Origin of the sequence: Paracoccus seriniphilus, assembly GCF_028553745.1 — a bacterium.
GTDB classification, from domain to species: domain Bacteria; phylum Pseudomonadota; class Alphaproteobacteria; order Rhodobacterales; family Rhodobacteraceae; genus Paracoccus; species Paracoccus seriniphilus.
In genome coordinates, this window is sequence record NZ_CP067129.1 from 1,154,421 (window position 1) to 1,172,954 (window position 18,534).

The 18,534-nt window shown below is 61.8% G+C and carries 16 protein-coding genes and 1 other RNA gene; 5 read left to right on the forward strand and 12 right to left on the reverse strand.

Features of this window, described 5'->3' with window-relative positions:
- Positions 1–66 precede the first annotated feature (66 nt).
- On the forward strand, positions 67–2,586 hold the full coding sequence (locus JHW44_RS05705) for a cation:proton antiporter (protein ID WP_089343011.1): 2,520 nt from the start codon (positions 67–69) through the stop codon (positions 2,584–2,586).
- 60 nt (positions 2,587–2,646) lie between these two features.
- Positions 2,647–4,971, forward strand: a complete 2,325-nt coding sequence (locus tag JHW44_RS05710) for a Tex family protein (RefSeq protein WP_089343010.1) — start codon at positions 2,647–2,649, stop codon at positions 4,969–4,971.
- A 7-nt stretch (positions 4,972–4,978) separates the two neighbouring features.
- Here JHW44_RS05710 and JHW44_RS05715 read toward each other — a convergent pair whose 3' ends face one another.
- Positions 4,979–5,788, reverse strand: a complete 810-nt coding sequence (locus tag JHW44_RS05715) for a GNAT family N-acetyltransferase (RefSeq protein WP_089343009.1) — start codon at positions 5,786–5,788, stop codon at positions 4,979–4,981.
- Positions 5,789–5,878: 90 nt separating this feature from the next.
- On the opposite strand from JHW44_RS05715, the gene ssrA reads away from it, so the two are divergent.
- Positions 5,879–6,232, forward strand: a transfer-messenger RNA (tmRNA) gene (gene ssrA, locus JHW44_RS05720).
- 16 nt (positions 6,233–6,248) lie between these two features.
- Here ssrA and JHW44_RS05725 read toward each other — a convergent pair.
- From JHW44_RS05725 to JHW44_RS05735, 3 genes are read right to left on the reverse strand one after another with little or no spacing between them, the layout of a single operon-like run.
- The gene (locus tag JHW44_RS05725; RefSeq protein WP_089343008.1) at positions 6,249–7,547 is read right to left on the reverse strand and encodes a sensor histidine kinase; all 1,299 of its coding nucleotides are present in this window, start codon (positions 7,545–7,547) and stop codon (positions 6,249–6,251) included.
- Positions 7,544–8,209, reverse strand: coding sequence for a response regulator transcription factor (locus tag JHW44_RS05730; protein ID WP_089343007.1), 666 nt, complete (start codon positions 8,207–8,209; stop codon positions 7,544–7,546). The genes JHW44_RS05725 and JHW44_RS05730 overlap by 4 nt, the downstream gene beginning before the upstream one ends.
- A complete protein-coding gene (locus tag JHW44_RS05735) occupies positions 8,209–8,628 on the reverse strand; it encodes a PepSY domain-containing protein (protein WP_089343006.1) in 420 nt (139 codons plus the stop codon). The genes JHW44_RS05730 and JHW44_RS05735 overlap by 1 nt, the downstream gene beginning before the upstream one ends.
- 140 nt (positions 8,629–8,768) lie before the next feature.
- Between JHW44_RS05735 and JHW44_RS05740 the strand changes: the two genes are divergently transcribed.
- The gene (locus tag JHW44_RS05740; RefSeq protein ID WP_143811431.1) at positions 8,769–9,599 is read left to right on the forward strand and encodes a collagen-like domain-containing protein; all 831 of its coding nucleotides are present in this window, start codon (positions 8,769–8,771) and stop codon (positions 9,597–9,599) included.
- 78 nt (positions 9,600–9,677) lie between these two features.
- On the opposite strand, the gene JHW44_RS05745 is transcribed toward JHW44_RS05740, so the two are convergent.
- The 6 genes from JHW44_RS05745 to JHW44_RS05770 all read right to left on the reverse strand — a co-directional run bounded on the left by JHW44_RS05745 (position 9,678) and on the right by JHW44_RS05770 (position 16,121).
- Positions 9,678–10,664 carry an ABC transporter substrate-binding protein gene (locus tag JHW44_RS05745; RefSeq protein WP_089343004.1) on the reverse strand — a complete coding sequence of 329 codons (987 nt, stop codon included), beginning with the start codon at positions 10,662–10,664 and terminating at the stop codon, positions 9,678–9,680.
- Between the two features lie 31 nt (positions 10,665–10,695).
- Entirely contained in the window at positions 10,696–11,535 is an 840-nt protein-coding gene (locus JHW44_RS05750) for an ABC transporter permease (protein ID WP_089343280.1), read from the reverse strand.
- 80 nt (positions 11,536–11,615) lie between these two features.
- Positions 11,616–12,479, reverse strand: a complete 864-nt coding sequence (locus JHW44_RS05755; RefSeq protein ID WP_089343279.1) for an ABC transporter permease — start codon at positions 12,477–12,479, stop codon at positions 11,616–11,618.
- 46 nt (positions 12,480–12,525) lie between these two features.
- Positions 12,526–13,341, reverse strand: a complete 816-nt coding sequence (locus tag JHW44_RS05760; RefSeq protein ID WP_245846816.1) for an ABC transporter ATP-binding protein — start codon at positions 13,339–13,341, stop codon at positions 12,526–12,528.
- 2 nt (positions 13,342–13,343) lie between these two features.
- On the reverse strand, positions 13,344–14,795 hold the full coding sequence (gene hydA, locus JHW44_RS05765) for a dihydropyrimidinase (RefSeq protein ID WP_089343002.1): 1,452 nt from the start codon (positions 14,793–14,795) through the stop codon (positions 13,344–13,346).
- A 60-nt stretch (positions 14,796–14,855) separates the two neighbouring features.
- Complete coding sequence (locus tag JHW44_RS05770; protein WP_089343278.1) at positions 14,856–16,121, reverse strand: Zn-dependent hydrolase; 1,266 nt, start codon at positions 16,119–16,121, stop codon at positions 14,856–14,858.
- Positions 16,122–16,339: 218 nt separating this feature from the next.
- On the opposite strand from JHW44_RS05770, the gene JHW44_RS05775 reads away from it, so the two are divergent.
- Positions 16,340–16,957, forward strand: coding sequence for a TetR family transcriptional regulator C-terminal domain-containing protein (locus tag JHW44_RS05775; protein ID WP_089343277.1), 618 nt, complete (start codon positions 16,340–16,342; stop codon positions 16,955–16,957).
- A 7-nt stretch (positions 16,958–16,964) separates the two neighbouring features.
- On the opposite strand, the gene JHW44_RS05780 is transcribed toward JHW44_RS05775, so the two are convergent.
- Together JHW44_RS05780 and mepK are read right to left on the reverse strand one after the other, a co-directional pair.
- Entirely contained in the window at positions 16,965–17,543 is a 579-nt protein-coding gene (locus JHW44_RS05780; RefSeq protein ID WP_089343001.1) for a TetR/AcrR family transcriptional regulator, read from the reverse strand.
- A 178-nt stretch (positions 17,544–17,721) separates the two neighbouring features.
- Positions 17,722–18,282, reverse strand: a complete 561-nt coding sequence (mepK, locus tag JHW44_RS05785) for a peptidoglycan L,D-endopeptidase MepK (RefSeq protein ID WP_089343000.1) — start codon at positions 18,280–18,282, stop codon at positions 17,722–17,724.
- Between the last annotated feature and the right edge of the window lie 252 nt (positions 18,283–18,534).

The following is an 18,534-nucleotide window of genomic DNA, read 5'->3' on the forward strand; positions in this document are numbered from 1 at the left end:
AGAATGCGTGGCAAAGCCGTCACCCTCTGTATTCCCTGAGACGGTTTTTCCCGCTATCTCAATACTATGGATATTGCGCTTCTGATTTCGATAACGGCGTTGCTGTTTCTTGTCATCGCGGCGGCCGAGCCCTTGGCTGCGCGGCTGTCACTGCCCTATAGCGTGATCCTTGCATGTCTGGGCATTCTGATTGGCGCCGGCGCGATATTCTTTCTGCGGACCGATCTGACCGATGCGCTGAATCCTGTCGCCGAGGCGATACTGGCGCTGCCGATCCGCTCGAATGTCTTCCTTTACGTGTTCCTGCCGACCCTGCTGTTTCAGGCAACGTTGGGGATGAATGTCCGGCGGATGTTCGATGACTGGGTGCCGATCCTGACGTTGGCCGTGGTGGCCGTGGTCGCGGCAACGCTGATGATCGGCTATGCACTGGCATGGGTCAGCGATCTGCCGCTGGTGGTCTGCCTGCTGGTCGGTTCGATCGTCTCGACCACCGATCCTTCGGCCGTTGTTGGGATTTTCCGCTCTTTGTCGGCACCACGACGTCTGTCCCGGATCATCGAAGGCGAAAGCCTGCTGAACGACGCCGCCGCCATCGCGCTGTTCGGCCTGTTCATGAGCTTTGTGATGCTGGGGGTGCCCGACCCCAGCTTTTCTCAGGCTTTCAGTCAGTTCCCCATGCTGATTGGCGGCGGGGTGATCACGGGCCTGCTGGTCGCCCGGATGGCGTTGCTGCTGATGCAGTGGTTCAGCCGCTATGAGCTGGCGCAGCTGTCGGTATCCGTGGCCGTGCCCTATCTGGCCTATGTCGGGGCCGAACAGATGTTCGGTGCCTCGGGGGTGATCGCGGTGGTCGCTGCGGGGCTGACGCTGAACCTGACGGGGCCGGGACATCTGTCGCCTGCCTTCTGGACCAATCTGCGCGAGGAATGGGACCTGTTGGCCCATTGGGCCGGGGCGCTGATCTTCATTCTGGCGGCGCTGTTGATCCCGCGGCTGATGGGCGAGGTCCGCCCCGGCGACTATGCGCTGATCCTTGTGGTGATCCTTGCGGCTTTCGTGGCCCGTGCGTTGATCCTGTTCGGCCTGTTGCCGTTGTTGACACTGATGCGGTTGTCCCCCCGGGTCGAGCGCCCCTATCGCGTGGCGATCCTTTGGGGCGGGTTGCGCGGGGCGGTGACGCTGGCTCTGGCGCTGGCCGTCACCGAAAGCCAGAGCGTTCCAGTCGAGACCAAGCGCCTGGTCGGTATTCTGGCCACGGGATTCACCCTGTTCACGCTGATGGTGCAGGGGACGACCCTGCGCTGGGTGATCGGCAGGCTGGGCCTGGACCGGCTGTCGCCGCTGGATGCGGCGCTGTCCAATCAGGTGATCGCCGTCGCGCTGCAAACCGTGCGCGAAGAGGTCGCTACCACGGCGGAAAGCTATGAGCTGACACGAGAAACGGTCCGCTCCGAAGCAAAGCGTTTCGCCGAGCGATTGGATCTCGCCGTGGCGCGGGCGGAATCCGATGACAATACGAAAATCCTCGATCGCGATCGCATTACGCTGGGGCTGATCGCCCTGGCTGCGCATGAGCGCGAAGCCATTCTGACCCGCTTTCGCGAACGCGCGATCAGTTCGCGACTGTCCGAGCGCATTTTGTCCGATGTCGACCGCCTGATCGAAGGTGCGCGGGTGGGCGGGCGCAACGGCTATCAACGCGCCGCGCGGCGCAGCCTGCGATATGGCGGCACCTTCCGCTTCGTGGCTTTCCTTCACAACCGGCTGCATATTGCGGGACCGATGGCGCGCATGACGGCCGACCGTTTCGAGGCCTTGCTGGCCAAACGCCTGATCATGCGGGATCTGCATGGCTTCATCGACAATCGCATCCGCCGGATTCACGGTCGCCGGGTCGCCGAGCTGCTGCATGAGCTGCTGAACCGCCGGGTCGAGGCGGTGGAAACCGCGCTGGAAGGGCTGCGCCTGCAATATCCGGGCTATGCCGAGGAACTGGAGCGGCGCTTTATCCGCCGCACCGCACTGCGCCTCGAAGAACATGAATATAACGCCATGCGTGAAGACGGTCTGATCGGGGCCGAATTGCATATGGCGCTGATGGCCGACATCGGACGGCGCCGGCAAAAGGCCGAGGGGCGACCCGCCCTTGATCTGGCCATGCGCAAGAATGAGCTCGTGCGTCAGTTCCCGCTGTTCGCGGATCTGGACGAGGGAGAGCTGAAGCGTCTGACCCGGGTTCTGAAGACACGGTATTACAATGCCGGCAAGGTCATTTCGCGCAAGGACAGCCCGGCGCGCAGCGTGTTCTTTGTCGCCTCGGGGGCGGTCGAGCAGGAAATTGCCGGTCAGACCACGCGGCTGGGTCGGGGTGACATGTTCGGCCAGATGAGTGTTCTGACGCGCAAACCCCGTCGGGCCCAGATCACCGCAATCACCCCGACCAGCCTGCTGGAACTGGATGAACTGGCCTTTCGCCGGGTGCTGAAACGTTCAAAGGCTTTGCGCCAGGCCGTGCGCGACAGTGTTTCAGGCAAGACCAAGATCGAGGAAGCGGCGCGATTGCCGGAACTGTCGCTGGACTGATCTCTTGGCGGCACTGGCAGGGGGCGCTAGACATGGTCCCTCAACAGATATGAGGACCAGATGGACGCCGCTCTTCGCATTGCCCGCACGATCGCGACCGAAATCAATGCCACACCTGCGCAGGTCACTGCGGCGGCCGGATTGCTGGACGGAGGCGCGACCGTGCCCTTTGTCGCGCGCTATCGCAAGGAGGTCACGGGCGGTCTGGACGATACGCAACTGCGGACCCTGTCCGAACGTCTGGTCTATCTGCGCGAGATGGAATCGCGACGGCAGGCGATCCTGGGATCGATCCGTGATCAGGGCAAGCTGACCGATGAGCTGACCCGCGCGATCATGGGTGCGGAAACCAAGGCTTCGCTGGAAGACATCTATCTGCCCTACAAGCCCAAGCGGCGCACCAAGGCCATGATCGCCCGTGAAAAGGGGCTGGAGCCCTTGCTCCGGTCGATCATCGAGAACCGCCAGGCCGACCCGGTGCAACTGGCAGCTTCCTATACCGGCGAGCAGGTGCCAGACATCAAGGCGGCCTTGGACGGGGCCCGCGACATTCTGGTGGAAGAACTTGCCGAGAATGCGACCTTGCTGGGGGGCTTGCGTGACTTCATGCGCCGCGAGGCTTTCATTGCGGCCAAGCTGATCGAGGGAAAAGAGGAAGCTGGCGCGAAGTTCAGCGATTACTTCGATCATCGCGAGAAATGGGCCGATATTCCCGGCCATCGCGCCCTGGCGATCCTGCGCGCTGCCAAAGAAGAAATCGTGACCATCGAAATCGCCCCCGATCCCGACACCGGTGCAGCTCGGGCCGAGGGCATCGTGGCTCAGGCCATCGGCAGGCTTGGCGATGGGGCAGGGGATCAATGGCTGCGCAAGGTCGCGGGCTGGACATGGCGCGTGAGATTGTCCAACACCATGTATATCGATCTGCTGACCGAATTGCGCAAACGCGCCCATGACGAGGCTATCCGCGTCTTTGGCCGCAATCTCAAGGATCTGCTGCTGGCCGCTCCGGCGGGCGCAAAGACCACCATCGGTCTGGATCCCGGCATTCGCACCGGCGTCAAGGTGGCCGTGGTCGACGGCACCGGCAAGCTGATCGACACCGCGACAATCTATCCGTTCCAGCCCAGGAACGATCTGCGTGGCGCCGAGGCGACCCTGCTGACGCTGATTCAGCGTCATGATGCGTCATTGATCGCCATCGGCAATGGAACTGCCAGCCGGGAAACCGAACGTCTGGTCGGCGACGTATTGAAGCGCCTGCCGAAGGGCCGCAAGGCCCCGACCCGTGTGGTGGTCTCGGAAGCAGGGGCATCGGTCTATTCGGCCTCGGAACTGGCGGCGAAGGAATTTCCCGATCTTGATGTTTCGCTGCGCGGCGCGGTGTCGATTGCGCGACGTTTGCAGGATCCTCTGGCCGAACTGGTCAAGGTGCCGCCCGAATCCATCGGCGTCGGGCAGTATCAGCATGATGTCGATCAGCGACAGTTGACCAAGACGCTGGAGGCCGTGGTCGAGGATGCCGTGAACGCCGTCGGGGTCGATCTGAACATGGCCTCGGCCCCCTTGCTGGCACATGTCGCCGGACTGGGGCCGTCACTGGCGCAATCCATCGTCAATCATCGCGACACCCATGGCGCTTTCCCCTCGCGCGCGGCGCTCAAAAAGGTTGCCGGTCTGGGGCCGCGTGCCTTTGAACAATGCGCGGGATTCCTGCGGATTCGCGACGGGGTCGAGCCTCTGGATGCCTCTTCGGTTCACCCCGAGGCTTATGGGGTCGCACGCAAGATCGTGGCCGCCTGCGGGCGCGATATTCGCGCGATCATGGGCGATGCCTCGGCGCTGAAAGACTTGCGCGCCGAGCAATTCGTGGATGAGAATTTCGGCCTGCCGACAATTCGCGATATCTTCGCCGAACTGGAAAAGCCCGGACGCGACCCGCGACCCAGCTTTGTGACCGCCAGCTTTGCCGATGGTGTTGAAGATATTCGCGATCTGCGCCCCGGCATGTCTCTGGAAGGCAGCGTCACCAATGTCGCGGCCTTTGGTGCATTCGTGGATATCGGCGTGCATCAGGACGGGCTGGTGCATATCAGCCAGCTGGCCGACCGGTTCGTCAAGGACCCCAATGAGGTGGTCAAGGTGGGCGATATCGTGAAGGTCCGCGTGACCGAGGTCGATGTGGCCCGCAAACGGATCGGCCTGACGATGCGCAAGGATGGCGGCCGCGATCAGGGCGGGCAGAAATCATCGGCCGGAGGTGGCCGCGACAAGGCCCAGCCCAGGACGCCGCGTGCCACAAAGGGACAGGCCGCCCCGAAAGGAGACCGGACAGCGCCCGGCGCATTGGGTGCGGCGCTGATGGATGCCATGCGCAAGCGCTGATCGGGCTTTACAATCCGCTGAAGGCGGGCGCATGCCGGATGGTGACGCCCGCTGGCAGTTCTCCGCGGATCATCAGATGCGGCCCGGCATAGGGAGAGTCCAGGTCCGCCGGAACAAAACCGAAGCGGGGGTAATACTCCGGATCGCCCAGCACGACGACCGTTGCCGGGCCCGCCCATTCCAGCGCAGCGGTGATCAGCGCCGCGCCGATGCCGCGGGACTGAAGTTTTGGCGTGACCGCCACGGGTGCCAGCGCATATGCGGGCCGAGGGGCCTCGACAGGTGAAAGCGCCACATGTCCAATGATCTGCCCCGCCGCCACCGCAACCCGGGACAGCGCCAGGTCGCCATCGCTGCGCAGGGTCTGAACCAATGCGGCCTCGTCACCACGACCAAAGGCTGCTTCATGCAATCGAACAATGCCATCGTGATCGCTGGCCAATTCAGGGCGAATGACGGGGAAAACCTCTTTGCTGGTGAAATCACGCTGCATTTCGGTGCTGTTTCGGCCCCATTCGCTGTCCGCGGTCCGGCTTTGATGGGCCGCGAAGGCCTGTTGGTCGGTGAAAAGCTCCGTAATGTTCCAGACCATCGGGTCTTCGTCCTGCCATATGTCAAAGCGCAGGCAGCCCGGCTCCTGACGGCTCAGCGCCATATGATCGGGCAGCAGCGACAGCGCCGTCAGCATTTGAGCGGTCTCTGCACAGGTGATCTTCCCGTTCAGCGCAAGCAGGGGCGCGCGCAGCGCAACAGGCGTGCCATGGTCGTCACAATCGTGGTTCATCGTCGGGGCGTGATGTCCGCAGGCACAGCTCATGTCACAGTCTCTTCTCGTGTGGATGACGGGCCACCATTGCATTGCCGGTCGCCACGGATCAATGGGCGAAGCGGCCCGGATGTCCAGCCAGGTCTTGCAGATGACACGCAAGAGGCCTATATCGGAACTGTTCGGCGCAAGTCGGACTATGGACATAAACGCGCTCGTAATAAGCGGATCGGACCCGGGGGCGGTACCCGGCGGCTCCACCAAATACCCTCGTTGGGGGAACATGGGGCCGAAACAGGATCGACGAACGTCTAAAGGGGTTTGCTTTGTCCCGGTGAGCTACCACCGTTATCGGTGCTTTTTGTACAGTTGCCAACGACAACCGTGCTCCGGTCGCTCTGGCTGCGTAAGCAGCTCGGGTAACCGAAACCTAACTCCTTGCGCCTAGCAGCGTAAGGCGGGGCCCGCAGGAGCCTTGCAACAGAATCCTGCACCTTTTCCCCATATCCTTTCAGGCTGGCAGATCCAGTACCGCCGACAGGCCGCCGATATCAGCGCGTTCCAGTCGAAGCGATCCACCATGCAGGGCAGCCAGATCCGCCACGATCGCCAGACCCAGACCAGATCCCGACAGCCCGAATTCATCCAGCCGCGCGCCACGGATCATTGCCTTGGGTGCGTCTGCCTGCGCCATGCCCGGACCATCGTCCTCGACCTTCAGGATTAACCGCCCCTCTGTCATCCGGGCTGAAATGCGGATCTGGCTTCGCCCCCATTTGACCGCATTTTCGCTCAGATTGCCGATCATCTCTTCCAGGTCCTGCCGCTCGCCAGCAAAGCCCAGGTCATCAGGACAGTCTACCTGTGCGGTTATTCCCTTGTCATGCATCGGCCAGCGCAGCACCAGCAGGATGTCGTCAATGACCGGGCGGATCAGGCAGCGCAGCCCCATCTGGCGTGGCCCGGCCTGACGCGCGCGCCGCAGATGCCAGCCGATCAGCCGGTCCATCCGCGCGATCAGCGCCTGACCGGCATGATCCATCGGCAGCTCATTCGTCAAGGCGGCAAGCGGCGTCTTGAGGGAATGGGCCAGGTTTCCCAGGTGATGGCGCGACCGCTCCAGCTGCGCGGCATTCTGATCAAGCGCGGCATTGATTTCATGGGTCAAGGGCTGAAGCTCCGTGACATCGGGCAGGGGAAGCCTGTCGGTCTTGCCCTCGCGCACGTGGCGCAGATCATGCCCCAGCCGATCCAGGCTGCGCAGTCCGGCCGTCACCTGGATGACGCTGGCGGCGGCAAGACCCAGACCCAGAACGATCAGGGAAATGGCCAGCGGCCTGCGGATCTGAAGCAGGCTTTCTTCTATCTGATCTTGCGGAGCGGTCACGGTAATCGCGACCACGGAATCACTGTCGGGTATGGTGATCTCGCGTCGCAGAACCCGCAGCGGGGCTCCGTCAGCACCTGTCCCTTGCCCGCCGATGAAGCTGCCCGCCGCGCCGCTCAGGCGACCATCCAGCAATGAGGGCGATCGCGCCACGACCTTGTCATCTACGTTCACCTGCCAGTACCAGCCACTGAACGGCAGACCGAACCGCGGATCTGCAGGTGGGGCGGGAACGGTGGTTTCTCCTTCGGAATCAATACCCACTGACGCAATCAACGCATCCGCCACGGCCGATGTTTCCGCGTCGAACCGGTCGGTCACGAAATTCCCCAGCAGGTGCGAGATTAGCAGGAAGGCCGCCAACAAGGCGGCCGTCAGCCAGACCCCGGCAAGAATCAGCAATCTGCCCCGCAGCGATTTCATGCAGCCGGAACCTCAAGGACGTATCCCTCGCCGCGACGGGTCTGGATCAGCCCATCGCCGATTTTCCGACGCAGCCGACCAATCACAACCTCGATGGATTTGAAATCCCGGTCTGTTTCCGCTTCATAAAGATGTTCCGACAATTCCGTTCGGCTGACGATGCGGTTCTGATGATGGATCAGATAGCTGAGGATCCTTGTCTCGAATGACGTCAGCTTCAGCGGGCTGCCATCGCGGGTAATGACCCCCAACTGCGTATCCAGGGTCAGCGGCCCGGCCTGGATGACGGAACGGCTATGGCCCGCCGCGCGGCGTACAAGGGTCTGGGCGCGCAGGACCACTTCTTCCAGACGAAACGGCTTCACCGCGTAATCATCGGCACCTGCACGAAAACCTGCGACCTTGTCGGTCCAGTCACCCCGCGCCGTCAGAATCAGAACCGGCATGGATATGCCCTGATCACGCCAGCGCGTGAGCACATCGATCCCCGACAGGCCGGGCAGGCCCAAATCCAGAATAGCGACATCATAGGTTTCGGTCGCGCCCATGAATTCGCCCTCGGTGCCATCCCCCGCATGGTCGGTGGCAAAGCCTGCATCCTGCATGGCCGACATCAACTGTCCGGCCAGCACCTGGTCATCTTCTACGATCAATGCGCGCATCAGTTCGCGTCCCGGTATTTGTCTGTGTTCTTCATTGCCCCGCCCTTGCGCAGCGCCTTCGTCTGCCCACGCCCGGCGATTTCCAGAAAACGGCCATCCCGGGCGTCCATGCGGATCTTCAGCAGGTTCTGCTGGGGCGTGATGATCCGGAACTCATAGATCAGCGCCGCGCCCAGTTCTCTTTCGCGCGGCGTCGGGTGCGTGATGTCCGCGCCGATCAGCCGCCCGCGATAGCGTTGGCCAACGCGTTTTGCCATTGCGTGAAAGGGCAGGGGCCGGAAGTCCTGCGCAGAGGCAGAGCCGGAAAGCGCCCTGACCGGACCGGCAACCTGATGCGGTTCCAGATCGCCGGAAGGGCGCAGCAACAGCGCCCCGGCAATGGCGGCTAGACAGGCAAAGATCAGGACGTGGCGTTTCATGATGCTATCTATGCGCTGTTGTGCCCAAATGAAAACCAAACGAGGCATTGGCCTTTCGTTCGGCTAGTGACAGCTAAAACATGATTCGTCCGGATGGCCCAGAAACGGGTTTCGGACGGAACATGACAAGGAATTGTATGATGAGCAGCAAGATTTTCACGATGACCGCCACTTCGATCGCCCTGATCGCGGGGCTGGGAACATCGGCATTCGCACAGGACAACGCGCAATCCGTCGAACTTCCCGGCGTCCTGCAGGCGCTGGAACTGACCGATGTCGACGTCAAGAAAGGTCCGCGCGGCGCACAGAAGATCGAAGGTGATCTGCCGGGCGGCGGTGAAATCGAAGCCATCCTCGACAAGGAAAACAACGTCCTGATGATCAGGGGCGACGATGCGGCCCTGCCGCAATCGGTGCTGGACGAGATGCTTCCGCAAGCCGTGCGCGACAATGATATCCTGTCGCAATTCGCGGTGATCGATCAGGTCGGCGGGCGCGAGGGCCGCGCGATGGTTGGCGGGCAGGATGCCGATGGCGAAGAACTGCGCGCGGGCTTTGATGCCGACGGACGGCTGATGCGCTTTGGTCGCGGCGATGAGGATCACGCCGGCAAGCGTGGCGACAGACATCATCGCGACGAAGGACGGGGTGACCATCACCGGGGTGGCAAGGGCCACGGCATGGACAAGCGTGGCGACATGCATGGCAAACGTGGTGATCACGGCCCCGAAGGCCGCCCGGGCCCTGACGGTCGTCCCGGTCCCGAAGCTCGTCACGGCGATGATCGCCCCATGCCCCGTATCGATGTCGACGCCATCGGCGAAAAGCTGAATGATGCCGGATATACCGAGATCGGCAAACCTCGTCCGGCTGGTCCGCGTATCGAGATGGAAGCCACCAATCCGGCTGGTGAGACCGTCATCCTGGAAGTGGATCGCAACGGAGAGGTGCTGCGCGAACTGGCGCGCTAAGCATCTGGCCTTATCCGGGAAATGCAGGCAGGGGGGCGTCAGCCCCCCTGCCCATACTCTTGAATGTCACGATGCAGATCAGTTCAGGGCCTTGTCGGTGATGGCATGTGTCCATGCGCCTTCGGGCTCTTTCGAGATCACCGGATCAGAGCCGCCGGCCAGCAGCGTTTCGACCGTGCGCTGGTAATCTGCCTCGTCCAGGGTGCCGTCGGAACCTGCGGTCAGCTTGGCGACCTCGCTCATCATGCGGGTCTGATGCTCGATGGTCTGGGCACCGGTTTCATCATTGTCCAGAACGATTTCGGCCGCCTCTTCGGGATGTTCTTCGGCGTATTTCCACCCTTTCATCGAGGCACGCACAAAGCGCGCCAGCTTGTCGACCATTTCGGGATCGTCAAGATTCTGCTCCAGCGTATACAGCCCATCTTCCAGAGTCGCGACGCCCTGGTCCTCATACTTGAAGGTGACCAGATCGTCCGGGGTCAGCCCGGCATCCAGAATCTGCCCGTATTCATTATAGGTCATGGTGCTGATACAGGCGGCCTGCTTTTGCAAGAGCGGGTCGACATTGAAGCCTTGTTTCAGCACGGTGACACCATCTTCGCCGCCCTCGGTGGACAGACCAAGCGTGTTCATCCAGCTGAGGAACGGGTATTCATTTCCTGCGAACCAGACACCAAGCGTCTTGCCGGCAAAATCCGTCTGCGGATCGGAAATCCCGCTTTCCTTCAGGCAGGTCAGCATCATCCCCGAGGATTTGTAGGGCTGGGCGATATTGACCAGTGGCAGCCCCTTTTCACGTGCGGCAAGGGCAGCGGGCATCCATTCCACCGTGACATCGGCACCGCCTCCGGCCAGAACCTGGGTCGGCGCGATATCGGGGCCACCGGGCTTGATGGTGACGTTCAGATCCTCTTCGTCGTAAAAGCCCTTGTCCCTGGCCACGTAATAGCCTGCGAACTGTGCTTGCGTGACCCATTTCAGTTGCAGCGTCAGGTCGTCAGCGGCATGGGCCGCCGTGACCATGGATGCAAGGGCGGCAGCCGAAATCACCAGATGTCTCATTCGTCACTCTCCTGTTGGGGGCTCAGGCCCGTTATTTGCGCTGCGATGGATGCCAGAACGTCACCTTCTTTTCGATCAGCGCAACGATACCATAGAACAAGGAACCCGCGATTGCCGCCACCAGAATCTCGGCCCAGACAAGGGGCAGGTCCAGACGGCCGACCGCGGTCGATATGCGAAAGCCCATGCCCTTGGTCGGGCTGCCAAAGAACTCGGCGACGATGGCCCCGATCAGCGCCAGCGTCGAGGTGATCTTGAGCCCGTTGAACAGGAAGGGCATGGCGGCGGGCATCCGCAGCTTCCAAAGCGATTGCCAATAGGGCGCGGCCCAGGTGGCCATCTGGTCGCGCTGCATCGCATCGGTTGCTGCCAGTCCGGCGACCATGTTCACAAGGATCGGAAAGAACACCATGACCACCACCACGGCGGCCTTGGATTGCCAGTCAAAGCCGAACCACATGACCAGAATCGGCGCGATCCCCACGATGGGCAGGGCCGCGACAAAATTGCCGATGGGCAACAATCCGCGCTGCAGGAAGGGGCTGCGATCAATCGCGACGGCGGTGACGATGGCGGCGGTGGCACCGATCATCCAGCCGGTCAGGGCACCTTTCAAGATGGTCTGGACGAAATCGGTCCAAAGGATGGATGTGTTCTGCGTGAAACTGACGGCGATCCGGCTGGGCGGGGGCAGAATGACCGGGGGGATTTCAAAGATCCGGCAGGCCATTTCCCACAGCAGCAGAATGGTGGCACCAAAAATGATCGGGGTCAGAACCCGCGAGAAGGGCAGGTCCAGACTGGTCAGTGCGATGTTCAGCGTCCAGGCCCCCAGCCAGACCAGCACGATTGGCGTCAGCGCCGGGGTCATGATGGCCGCGAAAATCAGGAAGGGCGCGACCAGCAGGGTCGGGCGCAATTCGCGACGAAAGATTTGCCAGGCCACGCCATTCATCGTGCAAGCCCCATCCTGTGCAGCGTTGTCCTTTCGATCATGCCGATGATCATCACCAGGATCGCGGCCAGTGCAGCGGCCGCGAACAGCGCCGACCAGATCTGCACGGTCTGTCCGTAATAGCTGCCAGACAGCAGCCGCGCACCCAGGCCCGAGGTCGCCCCCGCAGGCAGTTCTCCGACAATCGTGCCGACCAGTGCCGCCGCCACCGCGACCTTAAGGCTGGTGAACAGATAAGGCATCGAAGAAGGCAGGCGCAGTCGCCAGAAGACCTGCGAGGCCGAGGCGCTCCAGCTGCGCATCAGGTCCAGCTGCATGGCATCGGGGGTGCGCAGCCCTTTCACCATGCCGACCAGAACCGGAAAAAATGACAGCCAGGCCGCGATCACCGCCTTGGGCATCAGGCCGGTAATGCCGGCGCTGGCAAAGACCACGATGACCATGGGCGCAATGGCCAGAATCGGCACCGTCTGGCTGGCCACGGCCCAGGGCATCACAGATTGATCCATGGCGCGGTTGTGGACGATGCCTATGGCCAGCAGAATTCCTGCAAGGCTGCCAATCGCAAATCCGGCCAGCGTTGCCGATAGCGTGACCCATCCATGATAGACCAGCGAACGTTTCGATGTGATCTTCTGCCCGGCAATGCCGTCCCACAGACCAAGAGCGACCTGATGTGGCGCGGGCAGGACCGGGCGGTCCAGCGTCAGGGTGCGTTTTGTGAACTCCAGCGCCGACATGGTTTCATCGGCCCGTGCAGCCTGATCGCGAACCCATTGCGCATTCATGCCGATCGCGCCCAGATACCAAATCATCAGGATGACCAGCAGAACCACCGCCACCGGCACATAGCGATCCACGCCGGCAATCCGCCAATTGCGGCGCGCGGGACGGGTGGGGGCCAATTCAGCCATCGCCATGTCCCTCGCGCAGACCTTCGCGCACCTCATGGGCAAGGGCAATGAATTCGGGCGTGTCGCGGATTTCCAACGGTCGTTCCGGCGGCAGGGGGCTTTCGATGATATTGGTGATGCGGCCCGGACGCGGAGACATCACCACGATCTTCGTCGACAGATAGACCGCCTCGGGAATCGAATGGGTGACGAAGCCGATGGTCTTGCCGGTCTTGCGCCACAGATCCAGCAGTGCCTCGTTCAGCTTGTCGCGAACAATTTCATCCAGCGCGCCAAAGGGTTCATCCATCAGCAGGATATCGGCGTCGAATGCCAAGGCGCGCGCAATGCTGGCCCGCTGCTGCATTCCGCCCGAAAGCTGCCAGGGATATTTTCCGCCGAAGCCGTCAAGATCGACCAGTTCCAGAACCCGCTCGATGCGGGCGCGCCGGTCCGCCTTGTCAAAACCCATGATTTCCAGCGGCAGGGAAATATTGCCGGAAATCGTGCGCCACGGATACAGCCCCGGCGCCTGAAAGACATAGCCATAGGCCCGCGACAGCCGCGCCTGATCGGGGCTCATGCCGTTCACGCTCAGCTGACCTCCGGTGGCGGTTTCCAGGGCGGCGATGCTGCGCAGAAAGGTGGTCTTGCCGCAGCCTGACGGTCCGATGAAGCTGACGAAATCGCCTTCATTGATGGTCAGATTGACGTCCTTGAGGGCGTGAACGGGACCATCCGCGGTCTGGAAGGTCAGGCTGACGGATTGAGCTTCGATGACTGGCCGCGTTTCCCCGGCCAGCCTCTTTCGGGTCTCGGGTCGATCCAAATTCAAACCCCCGAAGCAGGAATGCCACTGCGTTCAACCGGTCGCGGCGCGGTCAGATCCTTCCACTGGCTGAGCGCGCGATTGACGTTGCCGCGCGCTTCGCGGGCCACGAATTCACCATGCCCCTCGCGGGTTTCAATCTTGCCCTCGTTGAAGGCGATGACGCCGCGTGTCAGCGTATAGCGTGGCAGGCCCTTGACCTTCTGACCTTCGAAGACATTGTAATCAATGGCAGACTGCTGGTTCTGCGAGGTGATGGTCTTTTCCGCCTCGGGGTCCCAGATCACCAGATCGGCGTCGCTGCCGACCAGAACCGCGCCCTTGCGGGGATACATGCCAAGGATCTTGGCGCTGTTGGTCGAGGTCGCGGCCACGAATTCATTGGGAGTCAGGCGACCGGTATTCACCCCATGCGTCCACAGCATCGGCATGCGGTCCTCCAGCCCGCCGGTGCCATTGGGGATCTTGGTGAAATCACCCACACCATAGCGCTTCTGGTCGGTGGTAAAGGCGCAATGGTCCGTCGCCACCACCGAAAGGCTGCCCGATTGCAAACCGGCCCAAAGACTGTCCTGATGTTTCTTGTTGCGGAAGGGCGGTGACATGACGCGGCGGGCGGCATGATCCCAGTCCTTGTCGAAATATTCGCCTTCGTCCAGCGTCAGATGCTGGATCAGCGGTTCCCCCCAGACACGCTTGCCCTGCTGACGGGCGCGGCGGATGGCCTCATGGCTGTCCTCGCAGCTGACATGCACGACATATAGCGGCACGCCCGCCATATCGGCCACCATGATTGCGCGGTTGGTGGCCTCGCCCTCGACCTGGGGCGGGCGGGAATAGGCATGGGCCTCGGGGCCTGTATTGCCCTCGGCCAGCAGGCGCGACGACAACTCGGCGACGACATCGCCATTCTCGGCATGAACCAATGCGATGCCGCCCAGATCGCCAACCCGGCGGAAGCTGGAGAACAGCTCGTCGTCATTGACCATCAGCGCGCCCTTGTAGGCCATGAAATGCTTGAAGCTGGTAATGCCGCGTTTCACCACGGCATCCATTTCATCAAAGACCTGTTCGCCCCACCAGGTGATGGCCATGTGATAGCTGTAGTCGCAATGTGCGCGACCTGATTTGTTGTCCCACATCTGCAGGGCATCCAGCAGTCCCTGTCCGGGCGAGGGCAGGGCGAAATCCACGACCATGGTCGTGCCGCCTGCCACAGCCGCGCGTGTGCCGCTTTCGAAATCATCGGCGGAATATGTGCCCATGAAGGGCATTTCCAGATGGGTATGCGGGTCGATTCCGCCCGGCATGATCAGACAACCTGTCGCGTCCAGAACCTTGTCCCCGACCAGCCCGTTGCCGATGGCGGCGATCTTGCCGTCCTCGATCAGAACATCGGCCTTCTGGGTCAGATCTGCCGTGACGATGGTGCCGTTTCTGATGACTGTGCTCATCACCTGATCCTTCCTGTTGGTTCGATAGGCCCGCCGGACATGCGGACAGGCCAGATCATGTCAGCGGATGATTTCCGCTGCGTCCAGCACCGCGTGCAGCAGCACATCTGCGCCGGCCTTCGCCCATTCCGGGCTGATTTCCTCGGCCTCGTTATGGGACAGGCCGTCGACGCAGGGGCACATGATCATCACCGTCGGGGCGACCCTGTTGATCCAGCAGGCATCATGGCCCGCGCCCGACACGATATCCATATGGCTATAGCCCAGACGCTCGGCCGCGTTGCGCACCAGCCCGACCAGACGTTCATCGAAGGTGACGGGGTCGAAGTGCCCGACCGGTTCGATCTCGATCCCGAGGCCCAGGTCCTGCGCGATCTGTGGTGCTTCGGCCTCAAGCTGCGCGCGCATCGAGGCCAGCTTCTCCAGATCGGGGCTGCGGAAGTCGATGGTAAAGACTGCCTTGCCCGGGATCACGTTGCGGCTGTTTGGATAGACATTGGCCTGGCCGATGGCGCCCACGGCGTCGGGCTGATGCTGCATGGCGATGCGGTGCACGGCCTCGGTGATGCGGGCCATGCCCAGCCCGGCATTGACGCGCATGTTCATCGGGGTCGAGCCGGTATGGGATTCCTTGCCCGTCAGTGTGACCTGCAGCCACCACAGGCCCTGACCGTGGGTCACTACGCCGATCTGCTTGTTTTCGGCTTCGAGAATCGGGCCCTGTTCAATGTGATATTCGAACATGGCATGGATGGGCCGGTCACCCGGCGTTTCCTCGCCGCGCCAGCCGATGCGATCCAGTTCCTCGCCAAAGCTCTTGCCTTCGGCGTCCAGGCGGCTGTTGGCATATTCCTCATCAAGCACGCCGGCAAAGACCCCCGAGGCCAGCATGGCCGGGGCGAAACGCGTGCCTTCCTCATTCGTCCAGTTGGTCACGATGATCGGGCGGCGGGTCGCAATGCCCAGATCGCGAATCGTGCGGATCACCTCCAGCCCGGACAGGACGCCCAGGACACCGTCGTATTTTCCGCCCGTCGGCTGGGTGTCCAGATGGCTGCCGATATAGACGGGATCCAGATCCGGGTCGCTGCCTTCATGGCGCATGAACATATTGCCCATCCGGTCCAGCGTCATCGACATGCCGGCCTCTTCGCACCAGCGGCGGAACAGCTCGCGCCCGCGGGCATCGTCGTCGGTCAGCGTCTGACGGTTGTTGCCACCGGCGACACCGGGGCCGATCTTGGCCATTTCCATCAGGCTGTCCCACAGCCGGTCGCCATCAATCCTGATATTGCCTGCCGAGGTTGCAGGGTCAGATAGGGTCATCTTCATGTCCTTCCTGTCTTGCCGCCCCGTCTTGGCGCGGGGTCGGCTGAATGGGAAAACTGCAAGGCCACACGCCGGATTTCGGGGCCGCAAAATGTTTACCAAACGGTCAGATTGAGGCTAGCACGGCGAGGCATTCAGTCAAGAAGGCAAAAACTGAAGGCTGACAAAAGATCATCGGCTGCCTAGAAATGAATCATGGCACTACGGGTTACATCATGACAGACGACGCCAAGCCGCAGCTCACGCGCATCCAGCAGAAGAATCGCGAGATCATCCTGGAGGGTGCATTGACGGTCTTTTCTGCCAGCGGATTTCGCGGCGCGACGATAGACCAGATCGCCGAGGCATCCGGCCTGTCCAAGCCCAATGTCCTGTATTATTTCGGATCGAAGGATGAGATCTACCAGACCCTGCTGACTGCCCTGCTGGATACCTGGCTGGCACCGATGCTGCATATCGACAGCGAGGGCGACCCGCTGGATGAAGTGCTGCGCTATGTCGCGGCCAAGCTGCAGCTCTCACGGGACTACCCGCGCGAAAGCCGGCTGTTCGCCTATGAGGTCCTGCAAGGGGCACCGCATCTGGGCGACATTCTGGGTGGCAGGCTGCGCGAGCTGGTCGACAGCACCGTTGTCGTACTGGAAGGATGGATGGAACAGGGACGATTGAAGCGCGTCGAACCCCATCATCTGATCTTTTCCATCTGGGCGCTGACGCAGCATTACGCGGATTTCGAGGCCCAGATCAAAGCCGTGCTTGGGCCGGGTCATGACCCCTATGCCGAAGCGCAGGTCTATCTGGACAACCTGTTCCGGCAGATGCTGGCGCCATGACGCCGGGCTAGTCGTTCAAGAGTTCGGCCGAGTTGACGATCAGGCCCAGATAGCTGCGGGCAAGCGAGATCAGATCGTCATCCGGTCCGGTGACCCATTCCCGTGTCGCGCCATTGGTTGCGCCAACGATCGCGGCGGCGAGAATCTCGATCTTGCGATTGTCGGTATCGGGCAGGCGTCGTTTCAGCAATTCGCGCATCTGTGCCCGGCGTGCCAGAATGGCGCTGCTGAACAATGCCGCGACCTTCTGGTCCTGAGACGCCAGTCGGGTGATCTGTGCCACCATCTCGCGATCGCCCCGAAAACGCGACAGATGCGATTCGATCAGAATGTTGAGATCATCGATCAGCCGTCCCGTGCTCGAGGCAAAACGTTCCGCGGCATCCGCAGGATAGTCGGGCGGGGGGCCCATGATCGCGGCTTCTTTGTAGGGATAGTGGTTGAAGAAGGTGCGGGTGCTGATCTCGGCCTTCTGCGCGATGGCTTCAGTGGTCACATTCGCAAGGCCATGACGCGAGGCCAGGGCCACCGCCGCCGCCTGGATTCTGCGTGCCGTCCGAAATCTGCGCGAGGTCTGGGGACTCATGTTGGTTGGGTTTCCGCTATCCGTTTCAGAAATGGTAAACGACAGCGTTCAGGAAAGGGCTAGTAACGTCAAGAATTTAGTCACCGATAGATGTCGCGTGAAAATGTGGCACCCATGTCTTGACGCGCTGCCCGGCAGGACGGCGAGCAACGCATCCTCGATTGCCGCTTGCGAAGGGTCAGGAGCCCCAGGTGCGGATCGGACCGCAATCCATATGCACGAAGTTCGAGCGCGAGTATTTCCCGACGCCGCCCGCCTTGCAGGCCATGGCGGCCTTGTACATCTGGTTGACCGAACGCGATTTCAGACGCAGGTCCGCAGCCTTGCCCTGAACGTGCAGCGAATTCTTGGCCACCCCCCGCGAGGTGCGGCGCAGCATGGCATTGGTCTGCGGAGAGCGGTAGCCCGACAGCATCATGTAGGGCTCATTCGTCTGCAGCAGCCGGTGGGACGCAGCCGCGACATCAATGGTGCGCGGGTCGATGCCGATGGCGGTGCCGGTCCGCCAGTCGCGCATGAAGATGTTCACTTCATTCAGCGCTTCTCGGACATATTTGCCGTCGACCCAGTAAACCGTGTCGATGCTTTCACCGGTCCGCCCGTTGTACATCTTGATGCGGCGCACATCGCCGGCCCCACGCAAGAATCCGAACGCATTTGCCATCACTGGTGCGGCCGAAACGGAAGTGGCCGCGAACACACCAAGTATGCCACGACGCGAGATAAGGTTCATAGTCATGTCAGATCGCCTGTCCTGCTTCACTCTGGTGGCCGCGCTGTTGTTGCGGCATGGTCGGGTTTAGCCCCGACTTCCTAACAATATGTCAAAGCCCCGGGCATTCAGAAACAGATTCCTGCCCAAATTGCCGGATTTCTGCTACCATAGGCAGATTTCCGCCGAACCTGCGCTTCCGTTGCTTGTAGGGCGCAGAGCGTGGCATCGAGGCAACAGTGGTGATTGCCCTGATGCCGCGACGGTCAGTCTGCTGGT

Bases quoted from the DNA above. Each gene is read 5' to 3' on its own strand.
- JHW44_RS05730 (WP_089343007.1), bottom strand. From the start codon at position 8,209: ATGCGCGCATTGATCGTAGAAGATGACCAGGTGCTGGCCGGACAGTTG.
- JHW44_RS05735 (WP_089343006.1), bottom strand. From the start codon at position 8,628: ATGAAACGCCACGTCCTGATCTTTGCCTGTCTAGCCGCCATTGCCGGG.
- JHW44_RS05770 (WP_089343278.1), bottom strand. From the start codon at position 16,121: ATGACCCTATCTGACCCTGCAACCTCGGCAGGCAATATCAGGATTGAT.
- mepK (WP_089343000.1), bottom strand. From the start codon at position 18,282: ATGACTATGAACCTTATCTCGCGTCGTGGCATACTTGGTGTGTTCGCG.
- hydA (WP_089343002.1), bottom strand. From the start codon at position 14,795: ATGAGCACAGTCATCAGAAACGGCACCATCGTCACGGCAGATCTGACC.
- JHW44_RS05715 (WP_089343009.1), bottom strand. From the start codon at position 5,788: ATGAGCTGTGCCTGCGGACATCACGCCCCGACGATGAACCACGATTGT.
- JHW44_RS05710 (WP_089343010.1), top strand. From the start codon at position 2,647: ATGGACGCCGCTCTTCGCATTGCCCGCACGATCGCGACCGAAATCAAT.
- JHW44_RS05780 (WP_089343001.1), bottom strand. From the start codon at position 17,543: ATGAGTCCCCAGACCTCGCGCAGATTTCGGACGGCACGCAGAATCCAG.
- JHW44_RS05740 (WP_143811431.1), top strand. From the start codon at position 8,769: ATGAGCAGCAAGATTTTCACGATGACCGCCACTTCGATCGCCCTGATC.
- JHW44_RS05705 (WP_089343011.1), top strand. From the start codon at position 67: ATGGATATTGCGCTTCTGATTTCGATAACGGCGTTGCTGTTTCTTGTC.
- JHW44_RS05725 (WP_089343008.1), bottom strand. From the start codon at position 7,547: ATGAAATCGCTGCGGGGCAGATTGCTGATTCTTGCCGGGGTCTGGCTG.
- JHW44_RS05745 (WP_089343004.1), bottom strand. From the start codon at position 10,664: ATGAGACATCTGGTGATTTCGGCTGCCGCCCTTGCATCCATGGTCACG.
- JHW44_RS05750 (WP_089343280.1), bottom strand. From the start codon at position 11,535: ATGACCCCGGCGCTGACGCCAATCGTGCTGGTCTGGCTGGGGGCCTGG.
- JHW44_RS05775 (WP_089343277.1), top strand. From the start codon at position 16,340: ATGACAGACGACGCCAAGCCGCAGCTCACGCGCATCCAGCAGAAGAAT.